The following is a 17,678-nucleotide window of genomic DNA, read 5'->3' on the forward strand; positions in this document are numbered from 1 at the left end:
CCCTGCGCTTGGGGACGAGAGAGGCCTTCAGCCATGAGCCAGCGTTTCGATGTGATCCTCAAAGGCGGCACCGTGGTCAACCAGGACGGCGAGGCTGTTCGCGACATCGGCATCACGGGCGGCCGCATCGCCGAGCTGGGACCCCTGTCGCAAGGCAGCGCCGCGGAGGTGATCGACTGCAAGGGCCTGCACATCCTGCCCGGCGTGATGGACACGCAGGTGCATTTCCGCGAGCCCGGGCTGGAGCACAAGGAAGACCTCGAGACCGGCTCGCGCAGCGCCGTGATGGGCGGCGTCACCGCCGTGTTCGAAATGCCGAACACGGCGCCGCTGACGGTGACGGAAACCGAATTCACCGACAAGGTGAAGCGGGCCCATCACCGCATGCATTGCGATTTCGCCTTCTTCATCGGCGGCACCCGCGAGAACGTGCAGGACCTGCCGGTGCTGGAGCGCGCGCCCGGCTGCGCCGGCGTCAAGGTCTTCATCGGCTCCTCGACCGGTGCGCTGCTGGTGGAGGACGACGAAAGCCTGCGCCGCATCTTCCAGGTCATCCGCCGTCGTGCGGCCTTCCACGCCGAGGACGAGTATCGGCTCAACGAGCGCAAACCGCAGCGTATCGAGGGCGATGCGCGCTCGCATCCGGTCTGGCGCGACGAGACCGCGGCGCTGATGGCGACGCAGCGGCTGGTCAAGCTCGCGCACGAGACGGGCAAGCGCATTCACGTGCTGCACATCTCGACCAAGGAAGAGATCGAGTTCCTGCGCGACCACAAGGATGTCGCCTCCTGCGAAGCGACGCCGCATCACCTCACGCTGGTCGCGCCCGAATGCTACGAGCGGCTCGGCACGCTCGCGCAGATGAACCCTCCGGTGCGCGGGGCCGATCATCGCGCCGGCATCTGGCGCGGCATCGAGCAGGGCATCATCGATGTGCTCGGCTCCGATCACGCCCCGCATACGCTCGAGGAGAAGTCGAAGACCTATCCGGCCTCGCCCTCCGGCATGACCGGCGTGCAGACGCTGGTGCCGATCATGCTCGACCACGTCAACGCCGGCCGGCTGTCGCTGGCGCGCTTCGTCGACCTCACCAGCGCCGGTCCCGCGCGCCTTTACAACATCGCGTGCAAGGGGCGAATCGCCGCCGGCTACGATGCCGATTTCACCATCGTCGATTTGAAGCGCAGCGAGACCATCACCAACAAATGGGTCGCGTCCAAGGCCGGCTGGACGCCTTATGACGGTGTCCGCGTCACCGGCTGGCCCGTCGGCACCTTCATCCGCGGCCGCCGCGTGATGTGGCAGGGCGAGCTCGTGACGGCCTCGCAGGGCGAGCCGGTGCGGTTTCTGGAGACGCTGAAGGCGTAGGGGCTGTGCGGGGAGCGAATTGCTTCCCCACCCGTCATTGCGAGCGCAGCGAAACAATCCAGAATCTCCCCGCGACGGCAGTCTGGAATCTTCGCCGCGCTCGCAATGACGAGGGCAGAGGTTTACACTTGCCCTCGAACGGGAGTGCATTCCGATGTCCCAGCCATCCCCCCTCATCACCACCCAACAACTCGCCGCCATACTCGCCGATCCCAACCTCCGCCTCTACGATTGCACGACCTACAATGAGCCTGTCCCACCCGGCAGCGACGTGCCTTATCGCGCGGTGCCAGGCGACAAGTCCTTTGCAGCCGGCCACATCCCCGGCGCCGATTTCCTCGACCTGCAAGGCGAATTCTCCGACACCTCGTCGCAACAGTTCTTCATGATGCCTGGTGTGGCCCAGTTGGAGGCCGCCTTCGGCCGCCACGGCGCCGACGCATCCAAGACCATCGTGCTCTACAGCATCGGCACGATGATGTGGTCGACGCGGTTCTGGTGGATGCTGCGCTCGCTTGGGGTCGATGCGCTTGTACTCGACGGCGGTTTTGACAAGTGGAAGGAGGAGGGGCGGCCGATCGAGACAGGCGCACCGAAGGGATATCCGGCGACGACCTTCAAGGCGACGCCGCGCACGGGCTGCTTCGTCGACAAGGCCACGGTGATGTCGCGCATAGGCGATCCGTCGACAGTGATCGTCAATGCCCTCGGACCGCAGTTTCATTTCGGCCTCGAACCCAGCCGCTATGGCCGGCCCGGCCGCGTTCCCGGCAGCGTCAACGTATCAGCGGCAACCCTCGTCAATCCCGACAGGACCCTGACGACGCTCGCGGACGCAGAAGCGAAATTCGCCGCCCAAGGCGTCACGCGAGACAAGGATGTCATCCTGTATTGCGGCGGCGGCATCTCGGCGACAATCGATCTGCTCATGCTGGCGCAGCTCGGCTACGACAAGCTGACGCTCTACGATGCTTCCATGGGCGAGTGGGCGAGGGATCCGTCGCTGCCGATTGAGACGGACTGAACGCAATCCCGATGTTTCCGGGACTATCTCCCGGCCGGTGTGAGATTAATGCTTGTCGGGAGGAAACGGCTTCCGTGCGATAAAGGCGGCAGACTTCGCGATGCTTTTCGCAGAGTCATTCATCCGTCGACTGGCCCCGCCCGCGTGGCGGGGTCATTTTCGACAGGCTTACTGCCTGGAGATGCCGACCGAGAATTCGCCGTTGCGAATGCGGCCGGGAAAGCCCTCGACGAACTTCGCCACCGCGTCCTCGCCATAGGTGCCGACCAGCTCGGCCAGTGCCGCAAACAGGCTCGCCTGCGCCAGGCAATCGCCGTCGACGCCGTCATGGCGCGCCTCGGCCCAGGCCTCGTTGAGATAGCTGAGGGCAGCCTGTTTCTGCTCGTGATCGGGCAGCGGCGCGCGGGCGTAGGAAATCGGCTGGCTCATGAAACTCGATCAGGGCTGGGGCGCGATCCACGGCGATGCGCTGTGCGAGAGGTGTAGCACGGTCGTTAATGACCGCTAGGCCACATCTTTAAGAACGGTTAACGGCTGTGCACAAAGTCGATGACAGGGTTCCCGTCGCGCCGCGCCCGCATCTGCCGCCGTCATTCCGGGGCGCGACGAAATCGCGAGCTATGATGCGCAATTGCGCATCATAGCTCGCGCTAAGCGCGCCCCGGAATGACAGGTGGAGAGAACCTAGTTCGCGTAGCGCGCCGTCAGATCGCGCGAGATCTTCGAGCCTTCCTCGATGTAGCGGCGGATCGCCACCGTCGCGGCCGGCGTGCAGCTCCGATAGGTCTGCTGAAAGCCGTTATAGCCGCGGTTGAATCCGGCGATCATGCGGGTGCGGCGCTCCCCTGAGGGGGTTTCGGCATCGATCAGCGCCTGCATCTCGTTGCGCCATTTGTTGCCCTCGTTGGATCCGCAGATGCCGCGCAGATAGTGCAGGCCGCCGAGGATCTCGGCCAGCCGCTGCAATTCGCCGTCAAACGGCGCCGCCGCGTCCTGGGCCCGGGCGGACCCGGCGGCGCAGGCGAGAATCAGGGCAAAAATGGCCAAAAATCGCGTGGACATCGGCGGGCTGTATGCCCCGTCGGGCCCAGGGAAGCAAGGCGGAGCCGCCTATGCCTGGATCAGCCGGGCGGCGGACTGGATGACCTCCTCCAGCCCGCCGGTCAGCTTGAGGTCGCCGAGGCTCGCCAGGGCGTCCGGCGCGATCCAGCGGTAATCGTCGAGCTCATCGTTCAAGGCCGGTTCCCCGGCCGCCCAGCGGGCGGCAAAGGACATGATCAGGTAATGGCCGGCGCCGGCCGCGGCCGGCAGCACCTCGCGCCAGCCGGCGAGGCCAACGATCTCGATACGAAGGCCGGTCTCTTCGTCAACCTCGCGGCTCAGGGCCTGATGCAGCGATTCGCCGAATTCGACCCGGCCGCCGGGAAGCGAATAGAACCCCTTGGCAGGCGAACGGGCGCGTCGGACCAGCAGCACCTTGCCGTCGCGGAAGATGGCTGCGCTGACGGCGAGCTGGGGGTGGGTGGGCTGGACGACCGCGGCCAATCTCGCCACCTATCCGGCCGAGTTCGCCATGATGGTGTCGACGTCGGCTTCCGCGCCGCCATTGATGATGCCGCCGCAAGCCGCGATCAGCGGCTTGACCCAGAGAGTGGCCTGCTCGGCGAGGCGGACGCGGGTGGTGTCCTTCTCGACTTCGCGCATGGCCGAGCCGACCGCGGTCAGGATCGATGTCATGGTGTCCGTGATGTGGTCGAACTGGGCGCGCACGTTGGGATCTGCCTTCTCATAGGCCTCGATGGCCAAATCCCGCGCCTTGAAATTCGACGCCGTGAAATGCTCGGCATAGGACAGCGGCGTCCAGGTCAGGAAGTCGTCGGCGCATTCCGGCATGTCCGGGACCATTTCGAGCAGCATCACGGCTTCATTGAAATGGTTGAGATAGTCGGTGGCAAGCCCGGTCCGCGGGTTGATATTGGCCACGCGCAGGCGCTCGGCCCAGGCCTCGGCCTCGGGGCCCGTCTGTACATGCGTCCGCGCGGGTTGGGAGGCCGTTGAGCTCATCTGCCGCAGTGTTAGCATTCTGGGTTAAAAGGACCTGAACGGACTTATATAGGCGCGCAGGCATGTGTGGACGCTTCGTCATAACTTCGGCCCCCGCGGCTTTGCGGCAACTGTTCGGCTATGTCGAGCAGCCGAATTTCCCGCCCCGGTACAATGTCGCCCCGACGCAACCGATTCCGGTCGTGTTGGTCGAGAACGGCGCGCGGCATTTCCGGCTGATGCGCTGGGGGCTGCTGCCGGGCTGGGTCAAGGATCCCCGCGGATTTACGCTCCTGATCAACGCCCGTGCCGAGACGGTGCTGGAGAAGCCCGCCTTCAAGAAGGCGATTCGCCGCCGGCGCGGCCTGATTCCGGCCGATGGCTATTACGAGTGGAAGACGGAAGGCGGCCGCAAGCAGCCCTTCTTCATTCACCGCGCCGACGGAGAACCGCTCGGCTTTGCCGCTGTGTTCGAGACCTGGGTCGGGCCGAACGGCGAGGAGCTCGACACGGTCGCGATCGTCACGGCGGCAGCAGGCGAGGACCTCGCCGCGTTGCATGACCGCGTCCCCGTCACCATCAGCCCGCGCGATTTCGAGCGCTGGCTCGACATCAGCGGCGACGAAGTCGACGCGATCCTGCCGCTGATGACCGCACCGCGCATCGGCGAGTTCGCCTGGCATCCCGTTTCCACGCGCGTCAACCGCGTCGCCAATGACGACGAGCAATTGCTCTTGCCGATCAGCGTGGAGGAGATGGAAGCGGAGGCAGAGGCGGTGAAGCCGAAAAAGGCGGCGCGGAAGGTTGCTGCTGCGCCGGCGGATGACGGCCAGGGCTCGTTGTTCTAGGCGCGGCTAAAACTCCACTGTCGTCCCGGACAAGCGCGCCCGAAGCGCGCGCCGATCCGGGACCCATAATCACAGGGAGCAGCTTGGCGCGAGCTGGCAACTGCGAGTCATCGCAAAACACCATCCTGTGGTTATGGGTCCCGGATCTGCGCTGACGCTTGTCCGGGACGACGATCGAGTGTGTAGCTACCAGCCGTCACACAACCTCCCGTGCCCGCAGCCGCGCGACCTCCGCCGCATCGAATCCCAGCTCGCCCAGCACCGCATCCGTATCCGCGCCCAGCTCCGGCGCCATCCGGTCCAGCCTGCCGCCGCCGTGTGCCAGCTTGAAGCCGCTGCCGGCGAAGCGCAGCCGGCCGTACGGCGTATCCAGCTCCTGGATCGCGCCGCGCGCCTTGATTTGCGGATGGTCGATGACCTCCTCGACCTTCCAGATGCTGGCACAGGGCGCGCCGGCGTCTTCCAAGATCGTCTCCCATTCACGCGCCGGCCTTTTCGCCAGCGCCGCCTCGATGATGGCGCGGAGCGCGCCCTCGTTCTCGTTGCGCGCGAACCAGTCGGCAAAGCGCGGATCGCTCAGCGTGTCCTCGCGGCCGAGCGCGCTCATCAGCGCGCGGTACTGCTTCTCGTTGTTGACGGCGAGCAGGATGTGGCCGTCGCCGCATTTGAACAGGTTGGCCGTGGTCCTGCGGCTCACCGCCTGGTTGCCCGACAGTTGCTGGCGATGGCCGGCGACCGACCAGTCCGCGACCTGGCCCGACAGAAATGCCATCGTCGCCTCCAGCATGGAGACATCGACAAACTGCCCCTTGCCGGTGCGGTCGCGCTGGTAGAGCGCGCTCGAGACGCCGAATGCCGCCGTCGCGCCCGACAGCACGTCGCATACGGCAAAGCCGGCGCGCGTCGGCCCCGTTTCGGGATGGCCGGTGATGGCCATGATGCCCGACAGCGCCTGCATCTTGCCGTCATAGCCGGGCCGCAGGCGGTCCGGGCCGGTCTGGCCGAAGCCGGAGACCGCGCAATAGATCAGCCTTGGGTTGATCGCGGACAGGGCCTCGTAGCCGATGCCGAGCTTGTCCATCACGCCCGGGCGAAAATTCTCCATGACGACGTCGACCTGGCTCGCGAGCCTCTTCACGATCGCGATCGCGTCCGGCTTCTGCAAATCGAGCGTCAGGCTGCGCTTGTTGCCGTTGACGGCCTGGAACGCCGGCGCCAGCCCGCGCTCGGCCCATTCACGGGAAAGCGGCGTGCGGCGCATGTCCTCGCCCTCGCGCCGCTCGACCTTGATGACGTCGGCTCCAAGCAGCGCGAGCTGGTAGCTCGCATAAGGGCCGGCCAGCACTTGCGTGAAGTCCAGGATCTTCACGCCCTCGAACGGTCGCGTCACCTCGCTCTCCCCTCTTTGTTGTCGTTGTCGGAGGACGTCAGGCGGCGCGGTTGCCGCGCGCGATCTCCTTCTGCTTGTCGAATTCGGCGCGGCGCCGCGCCAGCTCTTCAGGGCTTAGCTGCGCGACATTGTTGTAGTCGAGCTTCCAGGAGGCGTCCTCGCTCCAGCGCAGCGGCGACTGCATCGTGGTCTGCGGACCGCTTGCAGTCTCCAGCAGCTTGAGCGCGAGCTCCAGCGTCTGCGCCTGCGAGGCGATGTCGTGCGGCTTGCCGGCGGAATTGCCGAGCGGGAAGTCGCTGAACAGAAAGCGCGGCACCGCCGCGTGCTCGATGATGTCCTTGGCGCAGCCCATGATCACAGTCGGAATGCCGCCCGCCTCCAGGTGCCGCGCCACCAGCGCCGTGGTTTGATGGCAGACCGGGCAGTTCGGCACCAGCACGGCGACGTCGACCGCATCAGCGAGGCAGCGCGAGAGAATCTCCGGCGCGTCGGTGTCGAGCGTGACGCGATGGCTGCGGTTGGTCGGTGCGCCGAAGAAGCGCGGCGCGACTTCGCCGATGCGTCCTGCGGCGCTGGCCTTCAGGAGCTGCGGCAGCGGAAACCAGGTGCCGCTGTCGGTGGCGCTGGTGTGCTTGCGGTCGTAGCCGATGTGCGAGATGCGGAGGTCGTGCTGCTTCGACGTGTCGCCGTCATAGACCTGGTAGAACTTCGCGCTGCCATTGTACGCCGCGCCAGGCCCCTGGTCGCCCTTGGCCGGATCGAACGGCGCGGCCGTGGTGATGATGGTGACGCGCGACTGCGCCAGCGGCTTCTTCAGCGGCTGGAACGGCGCCGCGGTGTGATGTGCCCAGCGATACGGCGTGGTGTAGCCGATCGCCGCGTAATAGTCCCGCGTGCGCTGCATGTAGGGGACGGGGGAGTCGTAATCGGGCGCAAAGCCGAATTCGTCGTCGCGCGGGGCAGACATGGGCGCGTCTCCTGGTTCTTGGTTGGGGCCAGACTAGAGATAGTTTCGGGGTTGCTCAACGGGGGGAGGGGCGATGCAGGACAGAATTGCAGCGCACGATGGCTCGCCGCGCGACGGGTGCGCTCGCTCGCCCCGCTTGCGGGGAGAGGCGAAGAAATCACCTACCTGAACAGATGCAGCGCCGCGTATTGCAGCAGCATGATCGCCTTGGCGTCGATGATGCGGCCATCAGTGATCATCGCCAGCGCCTCGTCGATGGAAAGCTCCAGCACCTCGATGTCCTCGCCCTCGTGTTCGAGGCCGCCACCGTCGCTGACGCGCATCTCAGGCTCGTACTCGGCGACGAAGAAATGCAGCTTCTCGGTGATGGCACCGGGGCTCATGAAGGCCTCGAACACCTTGTGGACGTGGTGCAGGCGGTAGCCGGTCTCTTCCTCCGCCTCGGCGCGGATGCGCTCTTCCGGGGAAGCGTTATCAAGCACGCCGGCGGCCGCCTCGATCAGGAGATCGTCGTAGCCACGGATGAACGCCGGCAGGCGGAACTGGCGCACCAGGATCACGGTACGCCGGGCGCGGTTATAGGGCAGCACGGCGGTGGCGTTGTCGCGCTCATAGGTCTCGCGGTGCTGCGTCTGCCACGCGCCATTGGCGCGCCGGTACTCGAACGTCGTGGTTTTCAGCGTGGTCCAGCCGTCCGAGAGCACGCGGACGTCCTTGATGCGGACGCGGTCGGAAATGGTCATTTGCTTGATCTCAGTTGCTTGGCGTGGTCGCGCGGCCGTCGAGCCACTTCTGGAACATCACCGAGGTGGATAGCTCGAAGCCCAGCGAGTCATAGAACGCATTGGCCTGCGCATTCTCGCGGCGGACCAGGAGCTGCAGTTTCGAAATGCCGGCGCTTCGCAGCCAGTCCTCCGCCGCCGCCATGATGACGCGGCCATGGCCGCGCTTTTGGCTGTCAGGATCGACCGCGACGTAATAGACCCAGCCACGATGGCCGTCATGGCCGACCATCACGGTGGCGACGATCGCGCCGTTGTCGCGGCCGACCAGCACGGTGGAATTGTCGCGCCGCCGCGCCAGCGCGATGTCGGCATGCGGATCGTTCCAGGGCCGCGTCAGGCCGCAGCGCTGCCACAGCGCGACGACCTTCTCGACATCGGCATCCGCGATCGCGCCGATCGCGAGCGCAGCAGGGGGCACGCTCACAGCACCTTCCCCGGATTCATGATGCCGAGCGGATCGAGCATCGCCTTGATGGAGCGCATCAGCTCGATCGCGGTCTTGTCCTTCACCTCCGGCAGCTCGTCGCGCTTGAGCACGCCGATGCCGTGCTCGGCCGAGATCGAGCCGCCCATGCGCAGCACGATCTCGAACACCACCGCGTTCATCTCGTGCCAGCGCGCCAGGAAATCCGCCGTATCGGCGCCGACCGGCTGGCTGACATTGTAGTGCAGATTGCCGTCGCCGAGATGGCCGAACGGCACCGGCCGCGCGCCGGGGATCAGCTTCACCACGGCGGCATCGGCCTCGGCGATGAAGGCGGGCACGGCCGCGACGGGCACGGAAATGTCGTGCTTGATCGAGCCGCCCTCCGGCTTCTGCGCCGCGGACATCTCGTCGCGCAGCTTCCAGAACGCACCGCGCTGGGCGAGGCTCGCCGCGATCACGGCGTCGTCGACGATCTCTTCTTCCATGGCGCGGGTCAGGATCGTCTCCAGCGGCGTGCGGGCATCCTCGCCCGGCGAAGACAACTCCATCAGCACGTACCAGGGATGCTTCGCCTGAAGCGGATCGCGCACGTCGATGCCGTGCCGCACCGAGAAATCGACCGCCATCTCCGACAGCAGCTCGAAGCTCGTCAGCGCATTGGCGGCCTCGCCTTGCGCGATCGTCAGTAGCTTGAGCGCCGCCGCCGGCGATCTCAGCCCGACGAAGGCGGTCTCGACCGCCCGCGGCCTCGGGAACAGCTTCAGCGTCGCCGCCGTGATGATGCCGAGCGTGCCTTCGGCGCCGATGAAGAGATTGTGCAGATTGTAGCCGGTGTTGTCCTTCTTCAGCTTCGAGAGAGAATTGAGCACGCGCCCGTCGGCGAGCACCACCTCGAGGCCCAGCGCCATCTCGCGCGCAACGCCATAGGCGAGCGCCGCGGTGCCGCCGGCATTGGTCGAGAGATTGCCGCCGATGGTGCAGCTTCCTTCCGCGCCGAGCGACAGCGGAAACAGCCGGTCCACCTCCGCCGCCTTTGCTTGTGCGATCTGCAGCACCACGCCGGCCTCGCAGGTCATGGTGTTGGAGGCGGTGTCGACCTCGCGGATCTTGTCGAGCCGGCGCAGCGACACCACCACTTCGCCATTGTGCGGCGTCTGCCCGCCGACGAGCCCGGTGTTGCCGCCCTGCGGCACCAGCGCGATGTTGTGCGCGGAGGCGAGCTTGCAGATCGCGGAGACCTCGGCCGTCGAGCCCGGGCGCAGCACCAGCGGCGAGCGGCCGTGGAACAGGTTGCGCTCCTCGGTGACGTAAGGCTCGATGTCGGTCGCATCGGTGATGGCGTGACGGTCGCCGACGATCTTGCGGAATTGGGCGATCAGCTCGGGCGCAAGCGGCGGGGTGGCGGATTTATCGACGTTCATTCTCGTGTCTCTTCTCAAGCTTCTTATCGGGCAACCGCAGCCCGGCGCAGCCGGTCATTGATCGCTTCGCCAATTCCTTGTTCGGGGATCGCCATTACCGCGATCGCGCGTGGTGCCCGGGCATCGAGGCTACGAAGATAGCCGAACAGATTGGCGGCGGCTTCATCGAGATCGCCTGTGGGCGACAGATTCATGATGGCCGCAGCAGCATCGACGCCCGGCAGCCGCGCGGGGCCGAACGCCAGCAGCGCTTCGCCCGGCGCGACCTCGCGCGCATTGAGCCGCACATTGGCGCGCGGCGCGTAGTGCGAGGCCAGCATGCCCGGGGCCAGCGGCTGGCTGTCGCTGAGCTCGGCCTCCACGGGCGGCCGCGTCAGCGGCGTGCCCAGCACCGCCTCGATCCGTTCGCGTGACAGTCCGCCGGGGCGGAGCAGCATCGGCGCCTCGAAGCAGCCGACGATGGTCGATTCGACCCCGACCGTAACAGGCCCGCCGTCGACGATCAGGTCGATCCGCCCCGCGAGGTCGCTCTCGACATGGGCGGCCAGCGTCGGCGAGACGTGGCCGGAGATGTTGGCCGACGGCGCCACCACGGCCCCGCCGAAGGCGCGCAGGATCGCCTGCGCCACCGGATGGGCGGGGATGCGGATCGCGACGGTATCGAGGCCCGCGGTGGCGAGATCCGCCACCGGGCAGCCCTCGGTTTTCGGCACCACCAGGGTCAGCGGCCCCGGCCAGAACGCTTCCGCGAGCTTCAGCGCGCGCGCATCGAACCGCCCGATCCGCCGCGCGGCCGCGATATCAGCGACATGCGCGATCAGCGGATTGAACGCCGGCCGCCCCTTGGCGGCATAGAGATGGGCGATCGCCGTGGCGTTGGCGGCGTCCGCGCCGAGCCCGTAGACCGTCTCGGTCGGAAACGCGACCAGCCCGCCGGCGGCCAGGGCCCTCGCGGCGGCTTCCGCGCCGGCCTCGCCGGCCGGCAAAATCAGCGTTTCAAGACCCGTTTTCACTAGGGCAAAATTCCTCGGCTCGGCCGCTTGCAGTGCGTCAAACCCGACGCTATAAGCCGCCTTCTTGTCGGAGTGTGGCTCAGCCCGGTAGAGCACTGCGTTCGGGACGCAGGGGTCGCAGGTTCGAATCCTGCCACTCCGACCATTCTTCCAAAAGTCGACGTTTTCCTAAAGACTTGGCGGACCGGCCGCCGGCGCCTCGTGGGCGCCTTTTAGCAACGATTTTCGGGGCGGGTCCACGGCCGATTTGGCGGGGCAGGGGCGCTTGCCGCGGCGGCGGCATCGCTCGGCGCCTCAGACTTCTCCCGTACCAGCTGCCCCACGGCATATGGTCGGCGCTGGAACATGAGAACGGGCCGGTAGACGAAATGCCCGCGTGAAATTCGTCTCGGACGAAAAGCTGCAAGCAGAAGCGACCTCCGCGATTGACACGTCTTGCTTCACCAGGAGCTGGCAAGCGTGTTCGAGGCACCTGATGAGCTGATTCCTTCCTCCGCAGACCAGAAGTCAGAAACTCGTGCGGCACGATGAAGGGCGAGCGCGGCACCGGGAAGCGGGAGGGCTCGATGCAGCAGGTCGTCCGAGCGCTTTGCAACGTTTCGACGTGATCCAGCGGATATTTGATAAGGGCCGTGATCCAACCGTCGCGAGGCTTCGTTTCGTACGGGCCGATCGCAACTGATCGCACGATGGATGCGCCATGTCGGGTGCAGCCATCGCGTCGACATGGATTGAATCACATTCTTGGAGAACCTGATGACGCCTGCAATTCGTTCGTTCGTGGCCGGAGCGGCCATGGTCGCTGCACTGCTTGGTCCATCCGTGGCGCGCGCTGCCGACATCGTGGACACCGCTGTTTCCGCGGGTTCGTTCACCACGCTGGTGACGGCCGTGAAAGCCGCCGGTCTGGTGAAGACGCTCAAGAGCAAGGGCCCGTTCACGGTGTTCGCGCCCAACGATGCAGCCTTCGCCAAGCTGCCGCCCGGAACGGTCGAATCGCTGTTGAAGAACAAGGCAAAGCTCGCGGCGGTCCTGAAGTATCACGTCATTCCGGGCCGCGTGAAGGCTGCCGACGTCGCCGGCAAATCGCTGAAAGTGGCAACCGTCGGAGGCCAGTCCCTCAATGTCGACGGAAGCCTCGGTGTCCGCGTCAACGACGCGCACGTCATCCAGCCGGATATCGAGGCCTCGAACGGCGTCATCCACGTCATCGACACGGTGCTGCTGCCCCCGGCCGGTGCAAAGAAGATGCACCACTGATACGGCAACCAATGAGTACCCGGCCGTTGCGACGGCCGGGTATTTTTCGGGATGGATCGGCTGCGCCGAGAGAGTTTCGCCGTCGCTCGAACAGGACTACCTTCGCGCCACCAGCATCCCCACCAGAAACGCCACCATCAGCGACGGCAGTGGGGCCTCGCGCACCATGCCGCGAACGATGTCTTGCCAGTGCTGCTCGGGGACCAGTCTCGGCGATCGCACCTTGGGCGCCGGCTCGATGCCCCAGCTTGATGCGAGCTCGGCGATCTCGCTTTGCGCGAGGCGCACGCCGTCGCGGACGCGGAAGACCGCGGCTTCGTATCGTTCGCGCGGCGCGAGCAGCATCAAGGTCTCGACGGCCGTGCGCAGCGTCATCTCGCCGTAGCCTTGCAGCCGCACCGACTCCTCGGGGTCCGATGTCATGCCAAATCCCTCGCAGCGCGAAATGCCGCGACGGTGAAGGCCGTCGCCGCGCACAGGACCCGCATGGATACCGCGCCGGCGGCGGCGCGCGCAGGATCGGCTCGCGTCAGGTGCCTGCTCATGATCTTGCTCCATGCTCTGCATGGAAATGGCGGCGGCGGAACTTGGTTCCCTGCGCGCGATGCGAATCGCGGGCTACTTCCGCAACAGCTCGCTCAAGGCCGCCGTCGCCTCGGCGCAGCGGATGTCGTCGATCTCGCGCGACAGGCTGAGCGCGATCGCTCTCAGCTCTTCCAGCGTCCCGCTATCCGAATGCTGGTTTTCAAGCTGGCCGAGACGCTTGTTCAGATCGTCCAGTCTCGATTGAAGCTGCCCGATGCTGGCCGCCCCATTCACTTTCCAAACGCGTTGTGCACGCATCGTCGTTCCCCTGATAGTCTCACGGCCTTGTGAGAGTGGTTCGTGGCCGGAATGGGAGTTTGTTTTGTCCGGCTTCAGATTGTGGGGAACCGTTGCAGATCGGCAACGAATGACGGGAGTTTCGGTGCGCGCTCGCCCGGCGCCGCGCACGATGATGCCTGCAGGCACGGAATTTGATTGTGCAATCAGGATGATGGGCCGAGGCAGCCTATGCGTGCGGCGCAGGCTCAAGCCCGATGCATCCGGAAAAACGAAGGAATGACGCGTGGCGAGATTTGTGACGATTGCAGCCGGCCAGCTCGGCCCGATCGCGAGGAGCGAGACCAGGACCGCGGTGATGGCGCGGCTGATGGGCTTGATGCGCCAGGCTCGGGCCTGCGGCTGCGATCTGATCGTCTATCCCGAGCTGGCGCTGACCACGTTCTTCCCACGCTGGTATTTCGAGGATCAGGCCGAGATCGACAGTTTCTTCGAGCGCGAGATGCCGGGCCCCGAAACGCAGGCGCTGTTCGATCTCGCGCGCGAGCTCGGAATCGGCTTTTGCCTCGGCTATGCCGAGCTGACGGTCGAGGCCGGAATTGCCAGGCGCTACAACACCTCCATTCTCGTCGACAAGAGCGGCGCGATCGTCCTGAAGTATCGCAAGGTCCATCTGCCCGGCCATGCCGAGCACGAGCCGTGGCGCGAGTTTCAGCATCTGGAGAAGCGCTACTTCGAGCCGGGCAGCGGCTTCGGCGTGACGGCTGCCTTCGGCGGCGTGATGGGCATGGCCATCTGCAACGACCGCCGCTGGAGCGAGACCTATCGCGTGATGGGCCTGCAGGGCGTCGAGATGGTGCTGATCGGCTACAACACGCCGGTGCACAATCCGCCCGCGCCCGAGCATGACGATCTCTCGCTGTTTCACAACCATCTGGTCATGCAGGCCGGCGCCTACCAGAACGGCACCTTCGTGGTCGGCGTCGCCAAGGCCGGCGTCGAGGAAGGCGTCGACCATATCGGCGGCAGCTGCATCATCGCGCCCTCGGGCGAGATCATGGCGGCCTGCACCACCAAGGGCGACGAGATCGCGCTGGCGCGCTGCGATCTCGATCTCTGCAACTCCTACAAGCGCACCACTTTCAATTTCGACGTCCACCGCCAGCCGCGGGCCTACGGAATGATCGTGGAGCGGAAGGGCGTGACGACGATGGCGGATGGGACGCCGGTGCCGCGCAAGGGGTGAAACTCTCCCTCCTGTCATTCCGGGGCGATGCGCAGCATCGAACCCGGAATCCATCAACCCGCACTACAAGGGGTTAAATGGATTCCGGGCTCGCCGCTTTGCGGCGCCCCGGAATGACGCCGGAAAGCTCGGTGTTTCGCCCCCGGTGTCAACCCGATGTCGCGAAAATATTCCACTTTACCGAAATTCGGATTTGTCGTATGTGTCGCCCATTCCGGCTCATTCTTGAGGGGCGATCATGAGGTCGTCATTGTCGCGAGCCGGGCTTGCGGTGGACGCGGCAGCGTCGGGCGCGAGTTGCCGGGGTAGGGCGGATTGCTCTCCGTGAGCCCTGGGGCTTCGCGCGGACGAACGGCGCTGTCAGGTTCGTCTCGCCTGTAAGTTTCCGGCTCCGTCGACAGGGCCGGGAAAACTGCGGCGAAATGGCGAACCGCGCGTACGGCAAAACCGTGTGGTCCTGGCCGTCGTTGCTACGGTCAAGCCCTTGCGGAGGCGGCAGTCGCGTCAACCGGCGCGGTGCCGGTGAATTTCGCAGGGGTGAGGGAGGCCAGAACGAACTCGGCTCCCGGGAGAGCGCGGCATAAGCCGTCCGACCATCGCGCAGGGAAGGCCGAGTGATTGGCACCACCTGTATGCTGCTGTGCGGTTTTCTGCGTGTGCCTTTTGCGCAGCAGACCGCGGGTGCGTTGTCAGCACCCGGCCTTCCCTGTGCCCTCTTGGCTCGAGAGGGTGAGCGACGAAGCAAAGCTCGGGCGAATTTCGCCGCGAGAACGGGAAAACGTGTCCGCAAGCGAGATGTAGCCGAAGAGCGTGCTGTTGCGTCGTACTCCGTCATTGCGAGCGGAGCGAAGCAATCCAGAATCTCTCGTCGGAGCAACTCTGGATTGCTTCGTCGCAAGGGCTCCTCGCAATGACGCGGAGGAGAGAGCGTGCGCCAAACTCCATTCTCGTGCCCCGGACGCAGCGCAGCGTCTCTTCGACGGTGCGCTGCTGAGCGGGGCCCATGCTGAGGCATCGTGCCGTGTTGCCGCTCTGGGTCCCGGCGCTGCGCCGCAACGCTGTCGCGTTGCAGCTTGTCCGGGACACGAGCGAGAGCCGCATCGTCAGAACCTTCGAATCCTCCCCCTCGACCCATTCACAACCACGTGTCTTTATTCGGGAACAATCATTCCCTATTATGCCGCAATGCAAAAGACTGCCCGCCGATCTCAGTCTGCCCGTCGTCCCGGCCGCCCCCGGGAGTTCGATATGGATACCGCGCTCGACCGCGCCGTGCGCGTGTTTCGCGAGCGGGGCTACCATGCCACCTCGATCGGCGACCTCACCGCGGCGATGCGGCTCGCCACCGGCAGCGTGTACAAGGCGTTTCGCGACAAGCATGCGGTATTCCTCGCCGCCTTCGAGCGCTACACGGCACTGCGCCAGGAACAGACCCGCAGCGCGGCGGCGCGGGGCGCAAACGGCCGTGAGCAGATCCGCAACGTGCTGCTGTCCTATGTCGAGCACTCCCAGGGAATCGAGGGACGGCGCGGTTGCCTCGTGGTCGGCAGCGCCGTCGAATTGTCCGCGCACGATGCGATGGTCGCTGCCCGTGTCAACGCGCAGCTTGCGACCAACGAAAACTTCATCGCCGGCCTCATCCGCGAGGGGCAGGCCGACGGCTCGATCCCCCGTCATGTCCCCGCCGACGACACCGCGCGGCTGATGCTCTGCATCACGCAGGGGATGCGCGTCGTCGGCAAGGCGCGCCTAGCGCTCGACGGGGAGCGCCTCGTCGGCGTCGCGATGAAGCTGCTCGCCTGAATTTTTTGTCTGAATAGGGAATAGTCATTCCCTATACATTATCTGGAGACTATGCGAATGACGATGAATGCCACGATCGAGACCGCGCCCGGGCCGGATGCGGTGTCGCAGCGCCTGACCTTCGTGCTCGCCGCGGCCTGTGGCATGGTCGCCGCCAACATCTACTATGCGCAGCCTCTGATCGCTCCGATCAGCGCCGCGCTCGGCCTGTCGCATGCAGCTAGCGGACTGATCGTCACCATGACGCAGATCGGCTACGGCACCGGGCTGCTGCTGATCGTGCCGCTCGGCGATCTCGTCGAGAACCGCGCCCTGATCTGCTCGGTGATCACGCTCGGCGCCGCGGCGCTGCTCGCCGCCGCGTTCGCCACCCATGCGCTGCCGTTCCTGATCGCCGCGCTGTTCATCGGCCTCGGCTCGGTGGCCGTGCAGATCATCATTCCCTATGCGGCGCACCTGGCGCCGGCAGCCATCCGCGGCCGCGTCGTCGGCAACGTCTCGACCGGCCTGATGCTCGGCATCATGCTGGCGCGGCCGGTGTCGAGCTTCGTCACCGCGGCCCTGTCGTGGCACGCGGTGTTCTTCTGCTCCGCCGCGCTGATGATCGTGCTCGCGATCGCGCTCTGGATGACGCTGCCGAAGCGCAAGCCGGTGACGCGGATGCATTACGGCGAATTGCTGCTGTCGATGCCGCAGCTGGTGCGGGCGACGCCGCTGCTGCGGCGCCGCGCGCTCTATCAGGCGAGCCTGTTCGGCGCCTTCACCCTGTTCTGGACGGTGGCGCCGCTCCAGCTCGCCGGCGAGTTCGGCTTCTCCCAGCGCGGCATCGCGCTATTCGCGCTGGCCGGCGTCGCCGGCGTGTTCGCCGCACCGATCGCCGGACGCCTCGCCGACCACGGCCATAGCCGCGTCGCGACGCTGGTCGCGATGCTGCTCGCAGCCGGCGGCTTCCTCGTGACCTATGTCGGCGCGCCCGGCTCGATGCTGAACCTCGCCTGTCTGGTGGTGGCCGCGATCGCGATCGATATCGGTGTCCAGGGCAACGTCGTGCTCGGCTTCCGCGCCATCTTCGCGCTCGGGCACGAGCACCGCAGCCGCCTCAACGGCCTCTACATGGCGACGTTCTTCGCAGCCGGCGCGGCCGGCTCCGCGGTCGGAGCCTTCGCGTTCGCGCAAGGTGGCTGGGCACTCGCATCGGCCATTGGCCTTGCGCTGCCCGTCGCGGGCCTGCTCTACGCGGCCACCGAGTAGTTGCTGGATC

General features: G+C 66.0%; 20 protein-coding genes and 1 tRNA gene. 8 read left to right on the top strand and 13 right to left on the bottom strand.

Translation table 11 applies throughout. The annotated features are described in order from the left end of the window. Positions 1-33: 33 nt before the first annotated feature. The gene (locus EDE08_RS01050; RefSeq protein WP_131866355.1) at positions 34-1,368 is read left to right on the top strand and encodes a dihydroorotase; all 1,335 of its coding nucleotides are present in this window, start codon (positions 34-36) and stop codon (positions 1,366-1,368) included. A 154-nt stretch (positions 1,369-1,522) separates the two neighbouring features. Next, entirely contained in the window at positions 1,523-2,392 is an 870-nt protein-coding gene (locus EDE08_RS01055; protein WP_131866357.1) for a sulfurtransferase, read from the top strand. Positions 2,393-2,560: 168 nt separating this feature from the next. On the opposite strand, the gene EDE08_RS01060 is transcribed toward EDE08_RS01055, so the two are convergent. The 4 genes from EDE08_RS01060 to EDE08_RS01075 form a co-directional block, all read right to left on the bottom strand. Beyond that, a complete protein-coding gene (locus EDE08_RS01060; RefSeq protein WP_028176925.1) occupies positions 2,561-2,821 on the bottom strand; it encodes a hypothetical protein in 261 nt (86 codons plus the stop codon). Positions 2,822-3,076: 255 nt separating this feature from the next. Then, complete coding sequence (locus EDE08_RS01065) at positions 3,077-3,454, bottom strand: TIGR02301 family protein (protein ID WP_061878459.1); 378 nt, start codon at positions 3,452-3,454, stop codon at positions 3,077-3,079. A gap of 48 nt (positions 3,455-3,502) precedes the next feature. After that, positions 3,503-3,937, bottom strand: coding sequence for an NUDIX hydrolase (locus EDE08_RS01070; protein ID WP_131866359.1), 435 nt, complete (start codon positions 3,935-3,937; stop codon positions 3,503-3,505). A gap of 9 nt (positions 3,938-3,946) precedes the next feature. After that, positions 3,947-4,456, bottom strand: a complete 510-nt coding sequence (locus EDE08_RS01075) for a hypothetical protein (protein ID WP_028176928.1) — start codon at positions 4,454-4,456, stop codon at positions 3,947-3,949. 62 nt (positions 4,457-4,518) lie between these two features. Between EDE08_RS01075 and EDE08_RS01080 the strand changes: the two genes are divergently transcribed. Then, a complete protein-coding gene (locus EDE08_RS01080) occupies positions 4,519-5,283 on the top strand; it encodes an SOS response-associated peptidase (RefSeq protein WP_131866361.1) in 765 nt (254 codons plus the stop codon). A 196-nt stretch (positions 5,284-5,479) separates the two neighbouring features. Here EDE08_RS01080 and EDE08_RS01085 read toward each other — a convergent pair whose 3' ends face one another. From EDE08_RS01085 to EDE08_RS01110, 6 genes are all read right to left on the bottom strand, one after another. Next, the gene (locus EDE08_RS01085; RefSeq protein ID WP_131866363.1) at positions 5,480-6,673 is read right to left on the bottom strand and encodes a CaiB/BaiF CoA transferase family protein; all 1,194 of its coding nucleotides are present in this window, start codon (positions 6,671-6,673) and stop codon (positions 5,480-5,482) included. 37 nt (positions 6,674-6,710) lie between these two features. Beyond that, complete coding sequence (locus tag EDE08_RS01090; protein WP_131866365.1) at positions 6,711-7,640, bottom strand: glycine reductase; 930 nt, start codon at positions 7,638-7,640, stop codon at positions 6,711-6,713. Between the two features lie 161 nt (positions 7,641-7,801). Further along, entirely contained in the window at positions 7,802-8,383 is a 582-nt protein-coding gene (locus EDE08_RS01095; protein WP_131866367.1) for an NUDIX hydrolase, read from the bottom strand. 10 nt (positions 8,384-8,393) lie between these two features. Further along, positions 8,394-8,849, bottom strand: a complete 456-nt coding sequence (locus EDE08_RS01100; protein WP_245524664.1) for a GNAT family acetyltransferase — start codon at positions 8,847-8,849, stop codon at positions 8,394-8,396. Continuing rightward, positions 8,846-10,273, bottom strand: a complete 1,428-nt coding sequence (locus EDE08_RS01105; RefSeq protein WP_131866369.1) for an FAD-binding oxidoreductase — start codon at positions 10,271-10,273, stop codon at positions 8,846-8,848. Before EDE08_RS01105 ends, EDE08_RS01100 begins: the two co-directional genes overlap by 4 nt. Positions 10,274-10,296: 23 nt before the next feature. Further along, positions 10,297-11,286 (bottom strand): L-threonylcarbamoyladenylate synthase, encoded by a 990-nt coding sequence (locus tag EDE08_RS01110; RefSeq protein WP_131866371.1) that lies wholly within the window; start codon positions 11,284-11,286, stop codon positions 10,297-10,299. 68 nt (positions 11,287-11,354) lie between these two features. On the opposite strand from EDE08_RS01110, the gene EDE08_RS01115 reads away from it, so the two are divergent. Together EDE08_RS01115 and EDE08_RS01120 are read left to right on the top strand one after the other, a co-directional pair. Continuing rightward, positions 11,355-11,431, top strand: a tRNA-Pro gene (locus EDE08_RS01115). Between the two features lie 650 nt (positions 11,432-12,081). Then, entirely contained in the window at positions 12,082-12,546 is a 465-nt protein-coding gene (locus EDE08_RS01120; RefSeq protein ID WP_165935722.1) for a fasciclin domain-containing protein, read from the top strand. Between the two features lie 96 nt (positions 12,547-12,642). Here the strand turns inward: EDE08_RS01120 and EDE08_RS01125 are convergent, their stop codons facing one another. The 3 genes from EDE08_RS01125 to EDE08_RS38935 form a co-directional block, all read right to left on the bottom strand. Beyond that, positions 12,643-12,969: a hypothetical protein gene (locus tag EDE08_RS01125; RefSeq protein ID WP_131866375.1), complete on the bottom strand. Its 327-nt coding sequence runs from the start codon at positions 12,967-12,969 to the stop codon at positions 12,643-12,645. Next, a complete protein-coding gene (locus tag EDE08_RS39335) occupies positions 12,966-13,091 on the bottom strand; it encodes a hypothetical protein (RefSeq protein ID WP_283810537.1) in 126 nt (41 codons plus the stop codon). The genes EDE08_RS01125 and EDE08_RS39335 overlap by 4 nt, the downstream gene beginning before the upstream one ends. Positions 13,092-13,164: 73 nt before the next feature. Continuing rightward, the gene (locus tag EDE08_RS38935) at positions 13,165-13,620 is read right to left on the bottom strand and encodes a hypothetical protein (protein ID WP_245524665.1); all 456 of its coding nucleotides are present in this window, start codon (positions 13,618-13,620) and stop codon (positions 13,165-13,167) included. Between the two features lie 34 nt (positions 13,621-13,654). Here EDE08_RS38935 and EDE08_RS01135 point away from each other — a divergent pair, with 34 nt between their 5' ends. From EDE08_RS01135 to EDE08_RS01150, 3 genes are all read left to right on the top strand, one after another. Continuing rightward, on the top strand, positions 13,655-14,614 hold the full coding sequence (locus tag EDE08_RS01135) for an N-carbamoyl-D-amino-acid hydrolase (protein WP_131866377.1): 960 nt from the start codon (positions 13,655-13,657) through the stop codon (positions 14,612-14,614). Positions 14,615-15,799: 1,185 nt separating this feature from the next. Then, a complete protein-coding gene (locus EDE08_RS01145) occupies positions 15,800-16,417 on the top strand; it encodes a TetR/AcrR family transcriptional regulator (protein WP_131867395.1) in 618 nt (205 codons plus the stop codon). 57 nt (positions 16,418-16,474) lie between these two features. Beyond that, the gene (locus tag EDE08_RS01150) at positions 16,475-17,668 is read left to right on the top strand and encodes an MFS transporter (RefSeq protein ID WP_131866379.1); all 1,194 of its coding nucleotides are present in this window, start codon (positions 16,475-16,477) and stop codon (positions 17,666-17,668) included. The last annotated feature ends 10 nt before the right edge of the window (positions 17,669-17,678 follow it).

The sequence above is a fragment of the Bradyrhizobium sp. R2.2-H genome, assembly GCF_004346455.1.
Taxonomy (GTDB): domain Bacteria; phylum Pseudomonadota; class Alphaproteobacteria; order Rhizobiales; family Xanthobacteraceae; genus Bradyrhizobium; species Bradyrhizobium diversitatis.

What these genes read in the sequence shown, in the direction of transcription:
- EDE08_RS39335 (WP_283810537.1), bottom strand. Translation starts at nt 13,091, where the DNA reads ATGAGCAGGCACCTGACGCGAGCCGATCCTGCGCGCGCCGCCGCCGGC.
- EDE08_RS01060 (WP_028176925.1), bottom strand. Translation starts at nt 2,821, where the DNA reads ATGAGCCAGCCGATTTCCTACGCCCGCGCGCCGCTGCCCGATCACGAG.
- EDE08_RS01050 (WP_131866355.1), top strand. Translation starts at nt 34, where the DNA reads ATGAGCCAGCGTTTCGATGTGATCCTCAAAGGCGGCACCGTGGTCAAC.
- EDE08_RS01105 (WP_131866369.1), bottom strand. Translation starts at nt 10,273, where the DNA reads ATGAACGTCGATAAATCCGCCACCCCGCCGCTTGCGCCCGAGCTGATC.
- EDE08_RS01075 (WP_028176928.1), bottom strand. Translation starts at nt 4,456, where the DNA reads ATGAGCTCAACGGCCTCCCAACCCGCGCGGACGCATGTACAGACGGGC.
- EDE08_RS01125 (WP_131866375.1), bottom strand. Translation starts at nt 12,969, where the DNA reads ATGACATCGGACCCCGAGGAGTCGGTGCGGCTGCAAGGCTACGGCGAG.
- EDE08_RS01150 (WP_131866379.1), top strand. Translation starts at nt 16,475, where the DNA reads ATGACGATGAATGCCACGATCGAGACCGCGCCCGGGCCGGATGCGGTG.
- EDE08_RS01120 (WP_165935722.1), top strand. Translation starts at nt 12,082, where the DNA reads ATGGTCGCTGCACTGCTTGGTCCATCCGTGGCGCGCGCTGCCGACATC.
- EDE08_RS01095 (WP_131866367.1), bottom strand. Translation starts at nt 8,383, where the DNA reads ATGACCATTTCCGACCGCGTCCGCATCAAGGACGTCCGCGTGCTCTCG.
- EDE08_RS01090 (WP_131866365.1), bottom strand. Translation starts at nt 7,640, where the DNA reads ATGTCTGCCCCGCGCGACGACGAATTCGGCTTTGCGCCCGATTACGAC.
- EDE08_RS01065 (WP_061878459.1), bottom strand. Translation starts at nt 3,454, where the DNA reads ATGTCCACGCGATTTTTGGCCATTTTTGCCCTGATTCTCGCCTGCGCC.
- EDE08_RS01080 (WP_131866361.1), top strand. Translation starts at nt 4,519, where the DNA reads ATGTGTGGACGCTTCGTCATAACTTCGGCCCCCGCGGCTTTGCGGCAA.
- EDE08_RS01055 (WP_131866357.1), top strand. Translation starts at nt 1,523, where the DNA reads ATGTCCCAGCCATCCCCCCTCATCACCACCCAACAACTCGCCGCCATA.
- EDE08_RS01145 (WP_131867395.1), top strand. Translation starts at nt 15,800, where the DNA reads ATGCAAAAGACTGCCCGCCGATCTCAGTCTGCCCGTCGTCCCGGCCGC.